20 protein-coding genes are annotated in these 14,562 nt (G+C 61.1%); 13 read left to right on the forward strand and 7 right to left on the reverse strand.

All coding sequences use genetic code 11. The features are described from left to right. Window positions 1–156: 156 nt before the first annotated feature. On the forward strand, window positions 157–858 hold the full coding sequence (locus tag BW978_RS19075; RefSeq protein WP_076397429.1) for a corrinoid protein: 702 nt from the start codon (window positions 157–159) through the stop codon (window positions 856–858). Window positions 859–882: 24 nt separating this feature from the next. On the opposite strand, the gene BW978_RS23910 is transcribed toward BW978_RS19075, so the two are convergent. Together BW978_RS23910 and BW978_RS19080 are read right to left on the reverse strand one after the other, a co-directional pair. After that, on the reverse strand, window positions 883–1,017 hold the full coding sequence (locus BW978_RS23910; RefSeq protein ID WP_280173602.1) for a hypothetical protein: 135 nt from the start codon (window positions 1,015–1,017) through the stop codon (window positions 883–885). A gap of 50 nt (window positions 1,018–1,067) precedes the next feature. Then, window positions 1,068–1,229 carry an entericidin domain-containing protein gene (locus tag BW978_RS19080; RefSeq protein ID WP_076397430.1) on the reverse strand — a complete coding sequence of 54 codons (162 nt, stop codon included), beginning with the start codon at window positions 1,227–1,229 and terminating at the stop codon, window positions 1,068–1,070. 38 nt (window positions 1,230–1,267) lie between these two features. On the opposite strand from BW978_RS19080, the gene BW978_RS19085 reads away from it, so the two are divergent. After that, a complete protein-coding gene (locus BW978_RS19085; protein WP_076397431.1) occupies window positions 1,268–1,897 on the forward strand; it encodes a DUF1638 domain-containing protein in 630 nt (209 codons plus the stop codon). Between the two features lie 27 nt (window positions 1,898–1,924). On the opposite strand, the gene BW978_RS19090 is transcribed toward BW978_RS19085, so the two are convergent. The 3 genes from BW978_RS19090 to BW978_RS19100 all read right to left on the reverse strand — a co-directional run bounded on the left by BW978_RS19090 (window position 1,925) and on the right by BW978_RS19100 (window position 2,780). After that, window positions 1,925–2,092 carry an entericidin domain-containing protein gene (locus tag BW978_RS19090; protein ID WP_076397432.1) on the reverse strand — a complete coding sequence of 56 codons (168 nt, stop codon included), beginning with the start codon at window positions 2,090–2,092 and terminating at the stop codon, window positions 1,925–1,927. Between the two features lie 71 nt (window positions 2,093–2,163). Then, window positions 2,164–2,463: a helix-turn-helix domain-containing protein gene (locus BW978_RS19095; protein WP_076397433.1), complete on the reverse strand. Its 300-nt coding sequence runs from the start codon at window positions 2,461–2,463 to the stop codon at window positions 2,164–2,166. After that, the gene (locus tag BW978_RS19100; RefSeq protein ID WP_210216993.1) at window positions 2,460–2,780 is read right to left on the reverse strand and encodes a type II toxin-antitoxin system RelE/ParE family toxin; all 321 of its coding nucleotides are present in this window, start codon (window positions 2,778–2,780) and stop codon (window positions 2,460–2,462) included. The genes BW978_RS19095 and BW978_RS19100 overlap by 4 nt, the downstream gene beginning before the upstream one ends. A 159-nt stretch (window positions 2,781–2,939) precedes the next feature. On the opposite strand from BW978_RS19100, the gene BW978_RS19105 reads away from it, so the two are divergent. The 10 genes from BW978_RS19105 to BW978_RS19150 all read left to right on the forward strand — a co-directional run bounded on the left by BW978_RS19105 (window position 2,940) and on the right by BW978_RS19150 (window position 11,692). Continuing rightward, entirely contained in the window at window positions 2,940–3,587 is a 648-nt protein-coding gene (locus tag BW978_RS19105) for an exopolysaccharide biosynthesis protein (protein ID WP_076397435.1), read from the forward strand. Next, entirely contained in the window at window positions 3,587–4,372 is a 786-nt protein-coding gene (locus BW978_RS19110; RefSeq protein WP_076397436.1) for a formyl transferase, read from the forward strand. Before BW978_RS19105 ends, BW978_RS19110 begins: the two co-directional genes overlap by 1 nt. 108 nt (window positions 4,373–4,480) lie before the next feature. Continuing rightward, on the forward strand, window positions 4,481–4,783 hold the full coding sequence (locus BW978_RS19115; RefSeq protein ID WP_076397437.1) for a virulence factor: 303 nt from the start codon (window positions 4,481–4,483) through the stop codon (window positions 4,781–4,783). Beyond that, window positions 4,776–5,375: a methylenetetrahydrofolate reductase C-terminal domain-containing protein gene (locus tag BW978_RS19120; protein ID WP_076397438.1), complete on the forward strand. Its 600-nt coding sequence runs from the start codon at window positions 4,776–4,778 to the stop codon at window positions 5,373–5,375. Before BW978_RS19115 ends, BW978_RS19120 begins: the two co-directional genes overlap by 8 nt. A gap of 2 nt (window positions 5,376–5,377) precedes the next feature. After that, on the forward strand, window positions 5,378–6,475 hold the full coding sequence (locus tag BW978_RS19125) for a methylenetetrahydrofolate reductase (protein WP_076397439.1): 1,098 nt from the start codon (window positions 5,378–5,380) through the stop codon (window positions 6,473–6,475). A 69-nt stretch (window positions 6,476–6,544) separates the two neighbouring features. After that, window positions 6,545–7,519 carry a methyltetrahydrofolate cobalamin methyltransferase gene (locus tag BW978_RS19130; RefSeq protein WP_076397440.1) on the forward strand — a complete coding sequence of 325 codons (975 nt, stop codon included), beginning with the start codon at window positions 6,545–6,547 and terminating at the stop codon, window positions 7,517–7,519. Between the two features lie 55 nt (window positions 7,520–7,574). Continuing rightward, the gene (locus BW978_RS19135) at window positions 7,575–7,862 is read left to right on the forward strand and encodes a BrnT family toxin (protein ID WP_076397441.1); all 288 of its coding nucleotides are present in this window, start codon (window positions 7,575–7,577) and stop codon (window positions 7,860–7,862) included. Further along, window positions 7,849–8,109, forward strand: coding sequence for a BrnA antitoxin family protein (locus BW978_RS19140; protein ID WP_076397442.1), 261 nt, complete (start codon window positions 7,849–7,851; stop codon window positions 8,107–8,109). Before BW978_RS19135 ends, BW978_RS19140 begins: the two co-directional genes overlap by 14 nt. A 54-nt stretch (window positions 8,110–8,163) precedes the next feature. Further along, window positions 8,164–10,197, forward strand: a complete 2,034-nt coding sequence (locus BW978_RS19145; RefSeq protein WP_076397443.1) for an ASKHA domain-containing protein — start codon at window positions 8,164–8,166, stop codon at window positions 10,195–10,197. A 343-nt stretch (window positions 10,198–10,540) separates the two neighbouring features. After that, entirely contained in the window at window positions 10,541–11,692 is a 1,152-nt protein-coding gene (locus BW978_RS19150; RefSeq protein WP_076397444.1) for a hypothetical protein, read from the forward strand. A gap of 117 nt (window positions 11,693–11,809) precedes the next feature. On the opposite strand, the gene BW978_RS19155 is transcribed toward BW978_RS19150, so the two are convergent. Further along, entirely contained in the window at window positions 11,810–12,406 is a 597-nt protein-coding gene (locus BW978_RS19155; RefSeq protein WP_076397445.1) for an NAD(P)H-dependent oxidoreductase, read from the reverse strand. A gap of 98 nt (window positions 12,407–12,504) precedes the next feature. On the opposite strand from BW978_RS19155, the gene BW978_RS19160 reads away from it, so the two are divergent. Next, window positions 12,505–13,131, forward strand: a complete 627-nt coding sequence (locus BW978_RS19160; RefSeq protein WP_076397446.1) for a TetR/AcrR family transcriptional regulator — start codon at window positions 12,505–12,507, stop codon at window positions 13,129–13,131. Here the strand turns inward: BW978_RS19160 and BW978_RS19165 are convergent. Further along, a complete protein-coding gene (locus tag BW978_RS19165; protein ID WP_244552014.1) occupies window positions 13,069–14,520 on the reverse strand; it encodes a MocR-like pyridoxine biosynthesis transcription factor PdxR in 1,452 nt (483 codons plus the stop codon). The genes BW978_RS19160 and BW978_RS19165 overlap by 63 nt on opposite strands. Window positions 14,521–14,562: the final 42 nt, after the last annotated feature.

Genomic DNA, 14,562 nt, shown 5'->3' on the forward strand with positions numbered 1-14,562 from the left:
CCTTTTGGGCATACTAGTCCCGGACCGTCGCTTTTCAGGGTAGCCACGTCGTAATCGAAAAGAGTTTTTCACGAACTTGAGGTTTAACTTTCGATCGGGCAGTCTCATGCCCGGCGCGACCTGAATCGCGTTTGAAAAGAAGCGGGAAGCACCACCATGGCCGAAGACGACATCATTCTTTCCGAACTCTCCGATGAAGAGCTCGTGCAGCAGATGCATGACGACCTTTATGATGGCCTCAAGGAAGAGATTGAAGAAGCGACGAACATTCTGCTCGAACGCGGCTGGGCGCCCTACGACATCCTCACCCAGGCACTCGTCGAAGGCATGCGCATCGTCGGCATCGATTTCCGCGACGGCATCCTCTTCGTGCCCGAAGTTCTCTTGTCCGCCAACGCCATGAAGTCCGGCATGACGATCCTGCGTCCGCTGCTCGCCGCGACCGGCGCCCCGAAGCAGGGCAAGATGGTCATCGGCACCGTCAAGGGCGACATCCATGACATCGGCAAGAACTTGGTCGGCATGATGATGGAAGGCGCCGGCTTCGACGTCATCGACCTCGGCATCAACAACCCGGTCGAAAACTATCTGGAAGCTCTGGAGCGCGAAAAGCCCGATATCCTCGGCATGTCGGCATTGCTCACCACCACCATGCCCTACATGAAGGTCGTGATCGACACGATGAAGGAAAAGGGCATTCGCGACGATTACGTCGTTCTGGTTGGCGGCGCACCGCTCAACGAGGAATTCGGCAAGGCTGTCGGCGCTGATGCCTATTGCCGCGATGCAGCTGTTGCCGTCGAGACAGCCAAGGATTTCATCGCCCGCAAGCACAACAGCATGGGCGCTCGTGCCTGAGGTGTAAAAACGGCGAAGCCGGCCTTAGAGGCCGGCTTCTGCGTAGACATCGTCCTGAGGGACATTAGCCATGGACTGCCAGGCGACATGCCCGCCGGCATACAGGATGGCCGCCATCATGTAGATGGCACTGGCCTTTGCAATCGTCGTGAGCGTCATGCTCCCTCTCCTGTTACAGCGCCGCTCAGGGCCTTGCCTCGCCTCGGTGGTTAGCGCGAAGCCGCAGCGTCGACGTTGTTTGCAGCGCTCTGCGTCGCGTCGACGGTGTTGGCAGCGTCCTGTCCAACGCCACGGATCGTATTGCCGCAGGACGACAGTGCGAAGACGGTGAGAACGAGGACTGCGCCGGCTGTCAGTTTTTTCGCCATCATTTTGATGTACCTTTTGTGTGGGTGACGAGTGGAATGCGATGGAACAACGCGCGAAATCGAAAAAGGTTCACGTGATTGCGTGCGGAGCAATCGCGCGTGAAATTCTGGCGGTCAAATCGCTGAACGGGCTCGATCATCTGACGCTCGAATGCCTGCCCGCTATCTGGCACGTCTGGCCGGAGAAGATCGCGCCAGCGCTGCGCGAAAAGATCAGAGAAGCCCGTGCCGCAGGGCACGAAAACATCTTCCTTGGCTATGCCGAATGCGGCACCCAAGGCGAAATCGACAGGATCTGTCGCGAGGAAGGCATCGAGCGCCTGTCAGGGCCACACTGTTATGCATTCTTCACCGGCACCGAGAAATTCCTCGCCGAATGCGAGACCGAATTCACGGCCTTCTACCTCACCGACCTGATCACCCGCCAATTCGAGGCCTTCGTCATCGAACCCCTAAAGCTCGACCGCCACCCCGAACTGCGCGACATGGTCTTCGGCAATTACACGAAGATCGTCTACCTTGCCCAGACGGACGACGTCGAACTCCAGGCGAAGGCAAAATGGGCGGCAGACTATCTGAAGCTGGACTACGAATACCGCTTCACCGGCTATGGCGATCTGCAGCCGGAAATGGTCGCGGCCGCTGCACGCGCGCCTGAACCGACCGCCTGATCTCTCGCACTCGGGAAGGGAGCCGCCTTAGCGCACCGAGTTTGCGACGCTGCGCCCCGCATCCTGTGTTGCATCGACCGCATTACCGAGATCATTGCCGATCCCGCGGATCGTATTGCCGCACGAGGATAGACCGACCGCTAGCGCGACCAGCACGGCGACGACAGCTGTGGAGCGTTGAAAAACGACAGTCATCCTGATTCTCCCTCTGATCGAAACAAGACGACCTGGGTGACAAGCGCTTGCGGAAAAATCAAGGCAGAGGCTTAGGACGATGAGATGGTATCAAGCACCGGCTCAAACGAGATCTTCAGGCGCGTACCTGTCGCCCTGGCCAGTTTCTCCAATGTCGTGGCGGAGGGTTTTACACGTCCGCTTTCGAGACGAGCCACAGCACTCTGCGAGGTTTGCATGCGTTCAGCGAGTTCGGCCTGGGTCAGTCCGGCCTGAAGGCGCGCCTCGACTACGGCACGAATGAGCGAAAACTCGTCTTCAAGAGCATCGTAGGCATCGCGATAATCTGGCTTTTCAAGCCAGGCCTCGTGCAGGTCTCTGATCTTCGTCATATCACATCCCTCGCCCGTTGCCGGGCCAATTGCAAATGCCTCTTTGGCATCTTCTCGGTCTTCTTCACATAGGCATGCACAATGACGACGCGCTTACCCGATGCCGTGACATAGATGGCTCGGGATATCCCGCTCTTGGCGGAAAACCTCAGCTCCCACAGCCTGCCCTCGACATGCTTGATCGTTCCGCCCGGCAATTGTTCTGGACCCACTTCCTCGATCAAGGCTGAAACCCGCACCAATCGGGCGCGCAGATCTGGCGGCCAGCGCGCGATTTCATCGTCGACGATTTTACCCAGCGTTTCGACCGACCACATAATGAAATCATATCACATCTGGTATATTGGTCCACCCATTCTTCACCCTCCCTTCACCATTCGCAAAAGCGTGACCGTGTCACCGATCCGCTTTAATTTCCCTGTAATCTCCCCTTGCGACACTGCCAGACAGGTCAACAAACAACCAAGAGAACACGAATGACCGACAGGGCGGAAACATGGGTGGCGGGTCTTGCCACCGCGCGTGAACATAATGCTCCCGAAAACCTCTCGGACCTTTTGGTCCGCCTGGCCCGCACGACGGACCGCAAGGTGACGATCCGCGACATCGCGATCGCGCTGCAGGACCGCTCCTTCGGCGCCTTCCTTCTGGTCTTCGCGCTTCCCAATCTCGTGCCAATGCCACCGGGCGCCACCTTCATCCTGGGGCTACCCTTGATTTTCGTCGCCTGGCAGATGATGGCCTCTCCGGGTGGGCGTGTGTTCTTTCCACGTGTCGTGAGCGATTACGGCGTCGAGCCGCAGACCTTCGAGGCCATCGTCAGGCGTCTGGTTCCCTGGATGCGCTGGGCCGAAAAGCTGGTCGTCCCACGCTTCTGGCTGTTCGAGAGCCGCTTTGCCGAACGGCTGATCGGCGTATTCGCGCTGATCCTCGCCATCGTCGTCTTCCTGCCGATCCCGCTCGGCAACTGGCCTCCGGCCTTTGCGCTGGCAGTCCTCGGTTTTGCCCATTCCCAGCGTGACGGTCTCGGTGTCGTCGCCGGCTGTCTGATCGGCGTACTCTCTCTCGCGGTTGCCGGCTTTGTCGTCTATACCGCCGTGGCCGTCGTCTCGCTCGTGATCTGATGATCAACGCAACCGAACAACCAGACCGCCGCGTCGTCGTCATGACGGCCGGCGGGCTCAATCCCACCATCGTCGTCCAGCATCTCGCCAAGGCCGGCATGGACGTCCACGTTGTCCTCGAAAACCCGGAGGGCAAGGGCGAGATCACCCGTCGTCGCGCAAGGAGACTGGGCTGGATTGCAGCGCTCGGCCAGCTTGGCACGATGATCGCCGCCCGCCTTCTTCGCCGCCTTGCGGACCGCCGCGTCTCGGAACTGCTGGCCGAACATGATCTCGACCGCACACTGCCCGACACTGTCCCGATCCATCCGGTCACTTCGATCAACGCCCCGGAGACGGCAGCCCTCGTCGAGCAGTTGAAGCCCGGCGCGATCCTGGTCGTCTCGACCCGCCTGATGTCGGCGCGTCAGCTTTCCGCCATGCCCTGCCCGGTCATCAACCTGCATGCCGGCATCAATCCGAACTATCGCGGCCAGATGGGCGGCTACTGGTCGCTGCGCGAAAACGACCCGCAAAATTTCGGCGCCACACTCCATCTCGTCGACGCAGGAACGGATACCGGCGGCACGCTCTACGAGGTCCGCACGAAACCCGCATCATCAGACTTCATCTCCACCTATCCGCTTCTGCTGACCCTTGCCGCTCTGGACATCACCCGCCAATCGATCGACGACGCGCTCAACGGCCGCCTCGCCCCCATCAAGCCGCAAGGTCCCTCCGCGCTGCGCTTCCCGCCGACGCTCTGGTCGTGGATCTGGTGCGGCGTGACACGCCGAATCTGGTAAAAGCAGTCGGACTCATGGCAGCGTCGTTTTTGGCGACAAGCGACGTCGTGAAGAGCGCAGTCCGGCGAATGCCCCCCGTGCATTCTGGCACCAAAGGGAGAGAGTGGCATGGCAGACAAGATCGTCGTTTACTGGCGGGATATTCCGGCTCAGGTGATCGTTAAGCAGGGTCGCAAATCGGCCAAGCGTGAGCTCTCCTTGCGCTTCACCGAAGCCATCGACATGGCCGCCATGCGCTCGGGCGCTGCCGAAACCGACGCCTATCTCGCCGACTGGCGCAAGGCCGATCCGGTTCCGGTCGGTGACGATCTCGAAGCAGAGGCCGAAACCGCTGCCGCCGAAATAGAAGCCGCCTACGACAAGGCACGCCTGGTGGCACTCGTTCATGCCGGAGGCCGCGACAATGGGTGAACCTCTTCTTGTAGACCCAGGCCCGCCGAAAAAGGGCAACGCGGCGCCAGCCGCCAAGGCAAAGACTGGCGCGTTCACACCAGCGGGCGTCTCGCCCAACCGCCGCGCCCGCCGCTCCTATACGATCCGCCTTTGGGCCGTGCGCAATTCCCGTTTCCTCGAATGGTTCTACCGCAACTTCGCCAGCGCCTTCCTCTTTCTCCATCCGGTCTGGAAGAAGCTTGGCTATAGCAGGGTCGAAACGCCGGTCACTTTCGTCGAACGTAATGTGAAGGGCCTGCTCTTCGACTGTCGTATGTGCGGCCAGTGCGTCTTGTCCTCGACCGGCATGTCCTGCCCGATGAACTGTCCCAAGCAGCTGCGCAACGGCCCCTGCGGCGGTGTGCGCGCCAATGGCAATTGCGAGGTCGAACCGGACATGCCCTGCGTCTGGGTCCAGGCCTGGAACGGCTCGCGCAACATGGTTGCCGGCGATGCGATCCTGAAGGTGCAAAAGCCGGTCAACCAGTCGCTGCGCGAGACGTCCTCCTGGCTGCGCGTGACCGCAGAAGCCGCGGCAGAGCGCGAAAAGAACACGGCAAAGGAAGCCTGAGCATGGCCCATATCGATGAAAATCCGCTGGGTCCGCATCTGCCACTCGATCCCTTGCCCGGTCATTCCTCGCTCGGTCGCCTGGAGCGCGTGCTCCGCCGTGGCGAATTCGCCGTCACCGCCGAACTCAACCCGCCTGATAGTGCCGACCCGGAAGACGTCTATGAGCGCGCCAAGATCTTCGATGGCTGGGTCGACGGCATCAACGCTGTCGACGCATCCGGCGCCAATTGCCACATGTCCTCGGTCGGCATCTGCGCGCTTCTGACCCGCATGGGTTACGCGCCGATCATGCAAATCGCCTGCCGCGACAAGAACCGCATCGCCATCCAGGGTGACGTGCTGGGGGCCGCCGCCATGGGAGTCGCCAACATCATGTGCCTGACGGGTGATGGCGTTCAGGCCGGCGACCAGCCGGGTGCGAAGCCGGTCTTCGATCTCGACTGCATGTCGCTGCTCGAAACCGTCCGCACCATGCGCGACGAATCGAAGTTCCTCTCAGGCCGCAAGCTGTCGAGCCCGCCCAAGGTCTTCCTCGGTGCCGCGATCAATCCCTTCGCGCCCCCATACGACTTCCGCCCCTACCGGCTCGGCAAGAAGATCGAGGCAGGCGCGCAATTCGTCCAGAGCCAGTATTGCTTCGACGTGCCGATGTTCCGCGACTACATGGCGAAGGTCCGCGATCTCGGCTTCCACGAGAAATGCTACATCCTTGTCGGCGTCGGTCCGCTCGCCTCGGCCAAGACCGCAAAGTGGATCCGTTCCAACGTGCCCGGCATCCACATTCCCGACTCCGTCATTGCCCGCCTCGAAGGCGCACAGGACCAGAAGAAGGAAGGCAAGCAGCTCTGCATCGACATCATCAACGAGGTGAAGGAGATCGAGGGCGTGTCCGGCGTGCATGTCATGGCCTATCGCCAGGAGGAATATGTCGCCGAAATCGTCCATGAGTCGGGCATCCTGAAGGGCCGCCGCCCATGGAAGCGCGAACATGCCCGCGCCGACGACATCGCTGCGCAGCGCATGCGCGAGATCGGTGCCGATCCCGTCCAAGACCAGCAGACGCTCGCAGGCCTTGCCGCCAACACCCAGCCCCATTGATTTTCCCCGGCAGCTGCCGGCACATCCCATTCCCGCCGTGCGAGAGCCGGCACCGACCGGAGGACTGAAATGACCTGCACCATCGTCGCATCCGCCACCAAAGAAATCATCATCGGTTTCGATCAGCCCTTCTGCGTCATTGGCGAGCGCATCAACCCGACGGGTCGCAAGAAGCTCGCAGCCGAAATGCAGGCCGGCAACTTCGACACGGTGATCAAGGATGCGCTGGAACAGGTCGCCGCCGGCGCCACCATGCTCGACGTCAATGCCGGCGTCACCTCTGTCAATCCGAACGAGACCGAGCCCGGCCTGCTGGTCAAGACCATGGAAATCGTCCAGGGCCTTGTCGACGTGCCGCTGGCGATCGATAGCTCCGTCACCGCCGCCATCGAGGCAGCACTCAAGGTCGCCAAGGGTCGCCCGCTGGTCAATTCGGTCACCGGCGAGGAAGAAAAGCTCGAAGCCATCCTGCCGCTCTGCGCCAAATACAATGTGCCCGTTGTCGCCATCTCCAACGACGAAACCGGCATCTCCCAGGATCCGGACGTGCGCTTTGCTGTCGCCAAGAAGATCGTCGAGCGCGCCATGGATTACGGCATCAAGCCGCATGACATCGTCGTCGACCCCCTGGTCATGCCGATCGGCGCCATCGGCTCGGCCGGCCTGCAGGTCTTCGCCCTCATCCGCCGTCTGCGCGAAGAGCTGAAGGTCAACACGACCTGCGGCCTCTCCAACATCTCCTTCGGCCTGCCGCACCGCCACGGCATCAATGCCGGCTTCATCCCGATGGTCATTGGTGCGGGCATGACGTCCGCCATCATGAACCCCTGCCGCCCGCAGGAAATGGAGGCCGTCCGCGCCGCCAACGTGCTCAATGGAACCGACGAGAACTGCTACAACTGGATCAAGACCTATCGCGACTACAAGCCCGCCGAAGGCGGCGCCCACGCAGCCCCGGCCGCTTCCCCCGCCTCTGCCGCAACCGGCGGCGGCCGCCGCGGCGGCCGTGCCGCGCGTGTGGGTGGCGGTGCAGCGACGGAGTGATACTTCAACCCTCTGCCGTTTTACATTTGCCTATACAAACGTGTAGTATGGAGAGATGAAGCGATCGATTTCCGGCTTTGATTGGGACAGCGGCAATTGGCCGAAATGTGCCAGGCATGGCCTGACGAAACCGGAAATCGAGCAGGTGTTCATGAGAACGCCTTCCGTCTACCCCGACCCGACTGTCGGAGAAGACCGGAAGCGCGCCATCGGAACAACGGCGGAAGGCCGGTACGTCTTCATCGTCTTCACCTTGCGCGAACGCGAGCTCGGAATTCTTATCCGACCGATTAGCGCACTTTACATGCACGAACGGGAGATCAGGCGCTATGAGCAACGGTAAGGGTAAGCAGATGCCGGTTCTGCATTCCGACGAGGAGGCCGAAGCCTTCGTCGAGAAAGCAGACCTTTCCGAATACGACCTGTCCGGCTTCAAACCCGTCCAGTTCGAGTTCGAAAAGAAGTCCGCGCAACTGAACATGAGACTGCCGGAAGCCCTGCTTTCGGCGATCAAGGCAAAGGCTCAGGAAAGGGGTATTCCCTACACCCGCCTGATCCGCGAAGCACTCGAAAAGACGGTGGCCAAGTAAGGCCGAAGCAGACAGTCATGTCCCGGGGAATGCCCCAGATTTCGAAAGACCAGAATGACAGACGCCGCTGATCCCCTCGTCCTCTTCATGCCCTCCGGCAAGCGTGGCCGTTTCCCCGTCGGCACCTCCGTGCTGGAGGCCGCGCGCACGCTCGGCGTCTATGTCGAGAGCGTCTGCGGCGGGCGCGCCACCTGCGGGCGTTGCCAGATCGAGGTCCAGGAAGGCCAGTTCGCCAAACACGGCATCACCTCGTCCAACGACCACATTTCACCCGTCGGGCCGAAGGAAAAGCGTTACGCCGAGGTGCGCACCATCCCGGAGGGCCGCCGCCTGTCCTGCTCGGCCCAGATCCTCGGCGATCTCGTCGTCGATGTGCCGCCGGATACTGTCGTCAACGCCCAGGTTATCCGCAAGGCCGCGACCGACCGCACCTTCCCGCGCAATCCCGCCATCCAGCTGTGTTACGTCGAAGTCGACGAACCCGACATGCACAAGCCGCTCGGCGATCTCGACCGCCTGAACGTGATGCTGGAGAAGGACTGGGGCATGCAGAACATCCTGGTCGCCCAGCATCTGCTGCCAGAGGTCCAGAAGACGCTCCGCAAGGGCAATTGGGGCGTCACCGCCGCCATCCACCGCGATCTCGAAACCTCACGCCCGAACATGATCGCGCTCTGGCCGGGTCTGCACAACGAGGCCTATGGCATCGCCTGCGACATCGGCTCGACGACGATCGCCATGCATCTCGTCTCGCTGCTGTCAGGCCGCGTCATCGCCTCCTCCGGCCTGTCCAACCCGCAGATCCGCTTCGGCGAAGATCTGATGAGCCGCGTCTCCTATGTCATGATGAACCCTGACGGACGCGAGGCCATGACCAAGGCCGTGCGCCAGGCGATCAACGAGCTGACGGTGAAGGTCTGCGCCGAGGCCGGCGTTGACCCGAACGACATTCTCGACGCCGTCTTCGTCGCCAATCCGATCATGCACCACCTCTTCCTCGGCATCGACCCGACAGAACTCGGCCAGGCGCCTTTCGCGCTCGCCGTCTCAGGCGCGATCCATACCTGGTCGCGCGAGATCGATCTGGCCATCAACCACGGCGCACGCATCTACTGCCTGCCCTGCATCGCCGGCCATGTCGGCGCGGATGCCGCCGGCGCTACGCTCTCGGAAGGCCCGCACCGTCAGGACAAGATGATGCTGCTCGTCGATGTCGGCACAAACGCTGAGATCGTACTTGGTAACCGAGAACGCACCGTTGCTGCCTCCTCGCCCACCGGTCCCGCCTTCGAAGGTGCTGAAATCTCCTGCGGCCAGCGTGCCGCCCCCGGCGCCATCGAACGCGTCCGCATCGATCCTGAAACGCTCGAACCCCGCTTCAAGGTCATCGGCGTCGAGCAGTGGTCCGATGAGGAAGGTTTTGCAGAAGCCGCCGAAAAGACCGGCATAACAGGCATTTGCGGCTCGGCGATCATCGAAGTCGTCGCCGAAATGTATCTCTCCGGCGTCATCTCCACCGACGGCGTCGTCGATGGCGGCATGGCCGCCAAAAGCCACCGCATCCTCGAAAACGGCCGCACCTTCTCCTACCTCCTGCATGACGGCGCCCAGAAGATCACCGTCACCCAGAACGACGTCCGCGCAATCCAGCTCGCCAAGGCCGCCCTTTATGCCGGCATCAAGCTCCTGATGGAAAAGCTGGAGGTCGAAACCGTCGACACCATCCGCTTCGCCGGCGCCTTCGGCTCCTTCATCGATCCGAAATACGCGATGGTCTTGGGCCTCATCCCCGATTGCGAGCTCGATGAAGTCAAGGCCGTCGGCAACGCCGCCGGCACAGGCGCGCTCATGGCCCTCCTCAACCGCGACTACCGCCGCGAAATCGAGGAAACCGTCACCCGCATCGAAAAGATCGAAACCGCGCTCGAGCCGCATTTCCAGCAGCTCTTCATCGACGCCATGGCTCTGCCGAACAAGGTTGATCCGTTTCCGAAACTCGCGAGCGTCGTGACGCTGCCGGCGCGGAAGGTGCTGGCGGAGGGCGATGGTGAAGGCGGTGGGCGCAGGCGGCGGCGGTCGAGGGAGTAGGTGGGGGCTGGGCTGGTAAGCGGCTTCAGCTTCGCGCCTTCGTTTCGGTCGTAGAGGTCGGCTCTTATGCATCCCAATAGCCGCCTCAACCGAACTGCGGCTACTCGCCAGCCTCGCCTTTTGGATTTCGCCCGCGAGCACGCGGTTCAATATGGGCAATTCGGAAAGGCTGCATGGCTGCTTCGCAGCGGTTTAGTCCCAAGGCCGCTCGCCTTACCGGCGGAGTGCCAGGGGAGGCGCCAAGGGGGAGAGCAAATGATGGCGTCCCCTCGGGCAGACTATTATGCGCGCAGGTGGCAGTTTGGATTGGACTTTCACGGCTGGGCCGCGATAGCGTCGCATCATGGACGTAGAGAACATTAAGCACCAGGCCTTAAGGGCGCTTGGACCTATCAAACCGGCTGGTCCTGAAACAAAAGCCCACAGGGACTTTTTATTTAGCGAACAAAGGACAGTCTCAAGCAGCGAGCTTCCGCCCTACTACCTTGTCTATTTCCTGCTTGCCGATCTCCTTGGTTTCAGGAATCTGGGCATGTTTGAGAAGGTTTCGTGGTCTATCCCGCTAGACTACGAAGGCCGCGCGATACTGGTCGAGCACCGCAAGTTCGGGCTGGGCATATTCACTTCAGGCAGCGAGGAAGACAAAGCCGCCGCAGCCGATATCGCACGCAGGCTGAAGAAGGCGGTCCGTATTGCGGAACCCTATTTCGACTGGCGTGCACACGAAGCGGCTAAGCAATCGCACCTCAATGTTCTCAATCATTCCAACTCGCTGCTTGAACGATATGAATTCTTTGCGGGAATGTATGAACAAAAGCGCGAAGAAGCCGAACGCCGTAGGGACGAGAGTATCAAGACTGAAGTCAGTCCAACATCATGGACGATTCACTACCCATCCGTTCAATTGCGCAACAAGGCAAAATGGTACGCTCTCGCCACCATCGAAAGCTTTTTCAGCTGGACTGAACACGTCTTCATTCTTGTGGCCATTCTTCAGGGGAAGATCATAACAGGCGAAGACGTCGCCCGGCTGGCAGCAGCCGAATGGGATGCAAAATTCAGATCTATCTTCAACATTACAGAAACTGCGACTAAACGCTATTACGACGACTTGAAATTGGTTCGCGCTCAGCTCCGAAACGTTGTAGCGCATGGAGCGTTTGGCAAGAACGGTGAGGCGATGCAGTTTCACAGTGATGTGGGCGCCGTCCCACTGCTATTGCCATACGATCGGCGCGCTCGCTTCAAGTTTGGCCACGGCATTACCTTTGTTGACCATGATGCCATTGAACTCCTGAGCGAATTCATTGACCATCTATGGTCGGGTCCCCGCGCACCGGCAAAAATCTATATACAGGAGTGGGGTCTTCCATTGGTTCTCACCATGGCTAGCAGCGGAGAATATGCCTCGGCTATGGAGTCGGAGGAACGAATGAAGCAGTTTGCCGCCCATCTGGCCGAAGAAATTGACCGTAGCGCCAATATGGATTTTTGACGGCCACTACATAAGCGAATTGAAGGTGGGATGTATTCTTAGCAGCGCCACCACCTTCTCGCTATAGGCACTGAAAGCTGACAATCCCCTTCCGGCCCCAACGCGCCCCTCTCCCCCTCACCCGAGAATCCCAGCCGCATCCTCCACCATCTTCGCCAGCGCCTCGGGCTTTGCCCCACGCACCGGGCTGAAATACTTCACCTTCAAATCCTTGAAGCCACAGAAGCCGAGGATCTGACGTCTGAGCACCTTGACCCAGCCATTGCCGTAAAACCATTTGAGAAAGAAGGTCGGCGTATCCGAGGTGATGACGATACGGGCCTTGCGACCTGCGAGCAGCGGCTTCGGGAAGGCCTTGCCCTCGATATACTGAAAGCCGAAACCGGGCATCAGCACACGATCGAGCAGGCCCTTGAGTTGCGCCGGCGCCGATCCCCACCAGAGTGGATGCACGATAACCAGCCGGTCGCACCAGGTCAGGTTCTCGGCAAAGGCCTTGAGATGCGGTTCCCATTCCATGCGCGCGCGATAGCCCTGGCACAGATTGGCGTCGAAATCGAGATCCTCGAGATGCACCAGCCGAACCGTCTGGCCCCGCCTGCGCGCCTCGTCGGCGATTTTTTCCGCCATGGCACCGCACAGGGCATCCCTGGCCGGATTGCCGTTGAGAACAAGAAGCCGGGAGGGCTGAGCATCGCGCGACAGAAATGACATGAGGAGCACTCGCGTTTTTGACCGTGGTCATTTTATGGAGATGAAATTGACCGTGGTCAACATATATTTGGCGTAGGCTCGACCAAAAGGATTCGCGCATGAAGCTTCGTCAGACCCGCAGCCGACAGACCAGGGATCATATTCTGGCCGCCGCGCGAGACCTCTTTTCCCGTCAGGGTTACGAGCAGACCAGCATCGACCAGATCGCCACGGCCGCGAAAGTCGCGAAATCCAGCGTCTTTGCCCATTTCGGCGACAAGACCAATCTCCTGGCGGCCCTCGGCCTGACCGAAATCGAGCAGCTGGCCGAAGCCGGCCGCAAGGGCGTCGGCATCGATCCAGAATCAATGCTCGACACCCAGATTGGCGCTTTGCTCAGCCCCTGGCTCACCTATTTCTCCCGCGAGCCGGCCTTTGCCGAGCTCTATCTCAGCCAGGCGGCCATCGTCACCGGCCCTTATACCGAGACCTTCATGCGCCTCTGCTTCGAGGTGGAAGATCAGGTTGCGGCTCTCTTCACCCGCGTCTATCCGGCTCTCCCATCAGGCGAAGCGCGCCTTTACGCCCGGGGTGTCCAAGCGCTGTTCCATGAGGTCATCGTCTACGAGATGTCGGAAGGGCTAAAGCAGTCGCGGCCGAACCCGGCACCACCGCAGCAGCTGTTAGCCCAGATGCTGACGATCTGGGTCGACGGCGTTGCGCAAAGGCAAACCCTGAAGGCCTGACACGAAACGCCGGGCCGCCTGCGCCAAAACGTCAGGCGCAAAACCCGAAAAGCCGATGACAAGCCCGCGCCGTTTCGTCTCGCCATGATAAAGCGGCGACAACGCCTTGACCCCGAAACCGACGGCCCGCGCCTCAGCCGCCAGCGCCACATCGTCTTCCGCCCCGTCGAGCTCGGCCACCAGATGCAAGCCCTGTTCCGGCACGGTCACCGCGAGCCGATCGGAGCGGAGCGCCTCGATGAGCGCATCCCGCGCCGCCTTCACCCGCTTGCGCGCCCGCTTGATATGCGCCGAAAAATGCCCGTCGCGGAGGAATTCGGTCAGAGCATCCTCCGCCAGCGTCGAGGGAAATCGATCGGTTAGCCGGCGAATGCTCAGCACCCGCTCACGCAAATGCCGGGGCACCACGAGATAACCGAAGCGAAAACCGGGCAGCAGCGTCTTCGAAAACGTGCCCAAATAGATCACCCGGCCCTCGCCATCGATGCCCTGAAGCGCGCTCAAGGGCGGGCCGGCAAAGCGGAACTCGCTGTCGTAATCATCCTCGATGATATAGGCGCCCGCCTCCCGCGCCCAGTCGATCAGGGCAAGCCGCTGCGCCATCGAAAGCGTCACACCCAGCGGATACTGATGCGACGGCGTCACATAGACCGCCTTTGCATCCGCCCGCGCCGCAATCCCGGCCGGAACGTCGATCCCCTCGCCATTAACGGGCACCGGCGTCACGGCAAGTCCTGTGCCGTCAAACAATTCGCGCGCCGCCGCATAACAGGGGTCCTCGATCCAGACCGGATCGCCGGGTTTGAGCAGCGTCCGGACCGCCAGATCCAGCCCCTGCTGCGTGCCCGCCGTCATGATCACCTGGTCCGGCTCGCACACCACCCCGCGCGCCGCCTTGAGATAAGCCGCGATTTCCACCCGCAGCGCATAACTCCCCGCCGGATCGTTGTAGTGGAAATGCCGCGCCGAGGGCTGCGTGAGATGCCGGTTCATCAGCATGCGAAAGATGCGAAGCGTCGTATCGTCCGCCGTCGAGCATCCAAGCGTGCCGGGGAGCGGCGCAGACACCTCTTGAACCTCGATCACCCGCGGCTCGGGCGCCGCCTGCAACAGCGGCACGGCGTCGGCCACATAGGTCCCCGCCCCCACCCGCGCTTCGGCAAAGCCATCCGCCACCAGCATCTCATAGGCCGCAACGGCTGCCCCGCGCGACACGCCAAACCGCTTGGCGATATCCCGCGTCGTCGGCAACTTGTCACCGGGCTTCATCTGCCCGCTTTCGATCAGCCCGCGCAGCGAACGATAAAGCGCCAGCCGCCGCGGCCCCTTGGCCGGTAGCATCGGCGTGCTCGCCGACCAGTCGGAATTGGTTCGGATATTTTTGACCATCATGGATCTTCTTTGGACCAATCTATCAGACTATCCCTGCCG

It is taken from the genome of Rhizobium sp. RU33A (genome assembly GCF_900156055.1).
Classification (GTDB): domain Bacteria; phylum Pseudomonadota; class Alphaproteobacteria; order Rhizobiales; family Rhizobiaceae; genus Allorhizobium.

What these genes read in the sequence shown, in the direction of transcription:
- BW978_RS19075 (WP_076397429.1), top strand. Translation starts at nt 157, where the DNA reads ATGGCCGAAGACGACATCATTCTTTCCGAACTCTCCGATGAAGAGCTC.
- BW978_RS23910 (WP_280173602.1), bottom strand. Translation starts at nt 1,017, where the DNA reads ATGACGCTCACGACGATTGCAAAGGCCAGTGCCATCTACATGATGGCG.
- BW978_RS19080 (WP_076397430.1), bottom strand. Translation starts at nt 1,229, where the DNA reads ATGATGGCGAAAAAACTGACAGCCGGCGCAGTCCTCGTTCTCACCGTC.
- BW978_RS19085 (WP_076397431.1), top strand. Translation starts at nt 1,268, where the DNA reads ATGGAACAACGCGCGAAATCGAAAAAGGTTCACGTGATTGCGTGCGGA.
- BW978_RS19090 (WP_076397432.1), bottom strand. Translation starts at nt 2,092, where the DNA reads ATGACTGTCGTTTTTCAACGCTCCACAGCTGTCGTCGCCGTGCTGGTC.
- BW978_RS19095 (WP_076397433.1), bottom strand. Translation starts at nt 2,463, where the DNA reads ATGACGAAGATCAGAGACCTGCACGAGGCCTGGCTTGAAAAGCCAGAT.
- BW978_RS19100 (WP_210216993.1), bottom strand. Translation starts at nt 2,780, where the DNA reads ATGTGGTCGGTCGAAACGCTGGGTAAAATCGTCGACGATGAAATCGCG.
- BW978_RS19105 (WP_076397435.1), top strand. Translation starts at nt 2,940, where the DNA reads ATGACCGACAGGGCGGAAACATGGGTGGCGGGTCTTGCCACCGCGCGT.
- BW978_RS19110 (WP_076397436.1), top strand. Translation starts at nt 3,587, where the DNA reads ATGATCAACGCAACCGAACAACCAGACCGCCGCGTCGTCGTCATGACG.
- BW978_RS19115 (WP_076397437.1), top strand. Translation starts at nt 4,481, where the DNA reads ATGGCAGACAAGATCGTCGTTTACTGGCGGGATATTCCGGCTCAGGTG.
- BW978_RS19120 (WP_076397438.1), top strand. Translation starts at nt 4,776, where the DNA reads ATGGGTGAACCTCTTCTTGTAGACCCAGGCCCGCCGAAAAAGGGCAAC.
- BW978_RS19125 (WP_076397439.1), top strand. Translation starts at nt 5,378, where the DNA reads ATGGCCCATATCGATGAAAATCCGCTGGGTCCGCATCTGCCACTCGAT.
- BW978_RS19130 (WP_076397440.1), top strand. Translation starts at nt 6,545, where the DNA reads ATGACCTGCACCATCGTCGCATCCGCCACCAAAGAAATCATCATCGGT.
- BW978_RS19135 (WP_076397441.1), top strand. Translation starts at nt 7,575, where the DNA reads ATGAAGCGATCGATTTCCGGCTTTGATTGGGACAGCGGCAATTGGCCG.
- BW978_RS19140 (WP_076397442.1), top strand. Translation starts at nt 7,849, where the DNA reads ATGAGCAACGGTAAGGGTAAGCAGATGCCGGTTCTGCATTCCGACGAG.
- BW978_RS19145 (WP_076397443.1), top strand. Translation starts at nt 8,164, where the DNA reads ATGACAGACGCCGCTGATCCCCTCGTCCTCTTCATGCCCTCCGGCAAG.
- BW978_RS19150 (WP_076397444.1), top strand. Translation starts at nt 10,541, where the DNA reads ATGGACGTAGAGAACATTAAGCACCAGGCCTTAAGGGCGCTTGGACCT.
- BW978_RS19155 (WP_076397445.1), bottom strand. Translation starts at nt 12,406, where the DNA reads ATGTCATTTCTGTCGCGCGATGCTCAGCCCTCCCGGCTTCTTGTTCTC.
- BW978_RS19160 (WP_076397446.1), top strand. Translation starts at nt 12,505, where the DNA reads ATGAAGCTTCGTCAGACCCGCAGCCGACAGACCAGGGATCATATTCTG.
- BW978_RS19165 (WP_244552014.1), bottom strand. Translation starts at nt 14,520, where the DNA reads ATGGTCAAAAATATCCGAACCAATTCCGACTGGTCGGCGAGCACGCCG.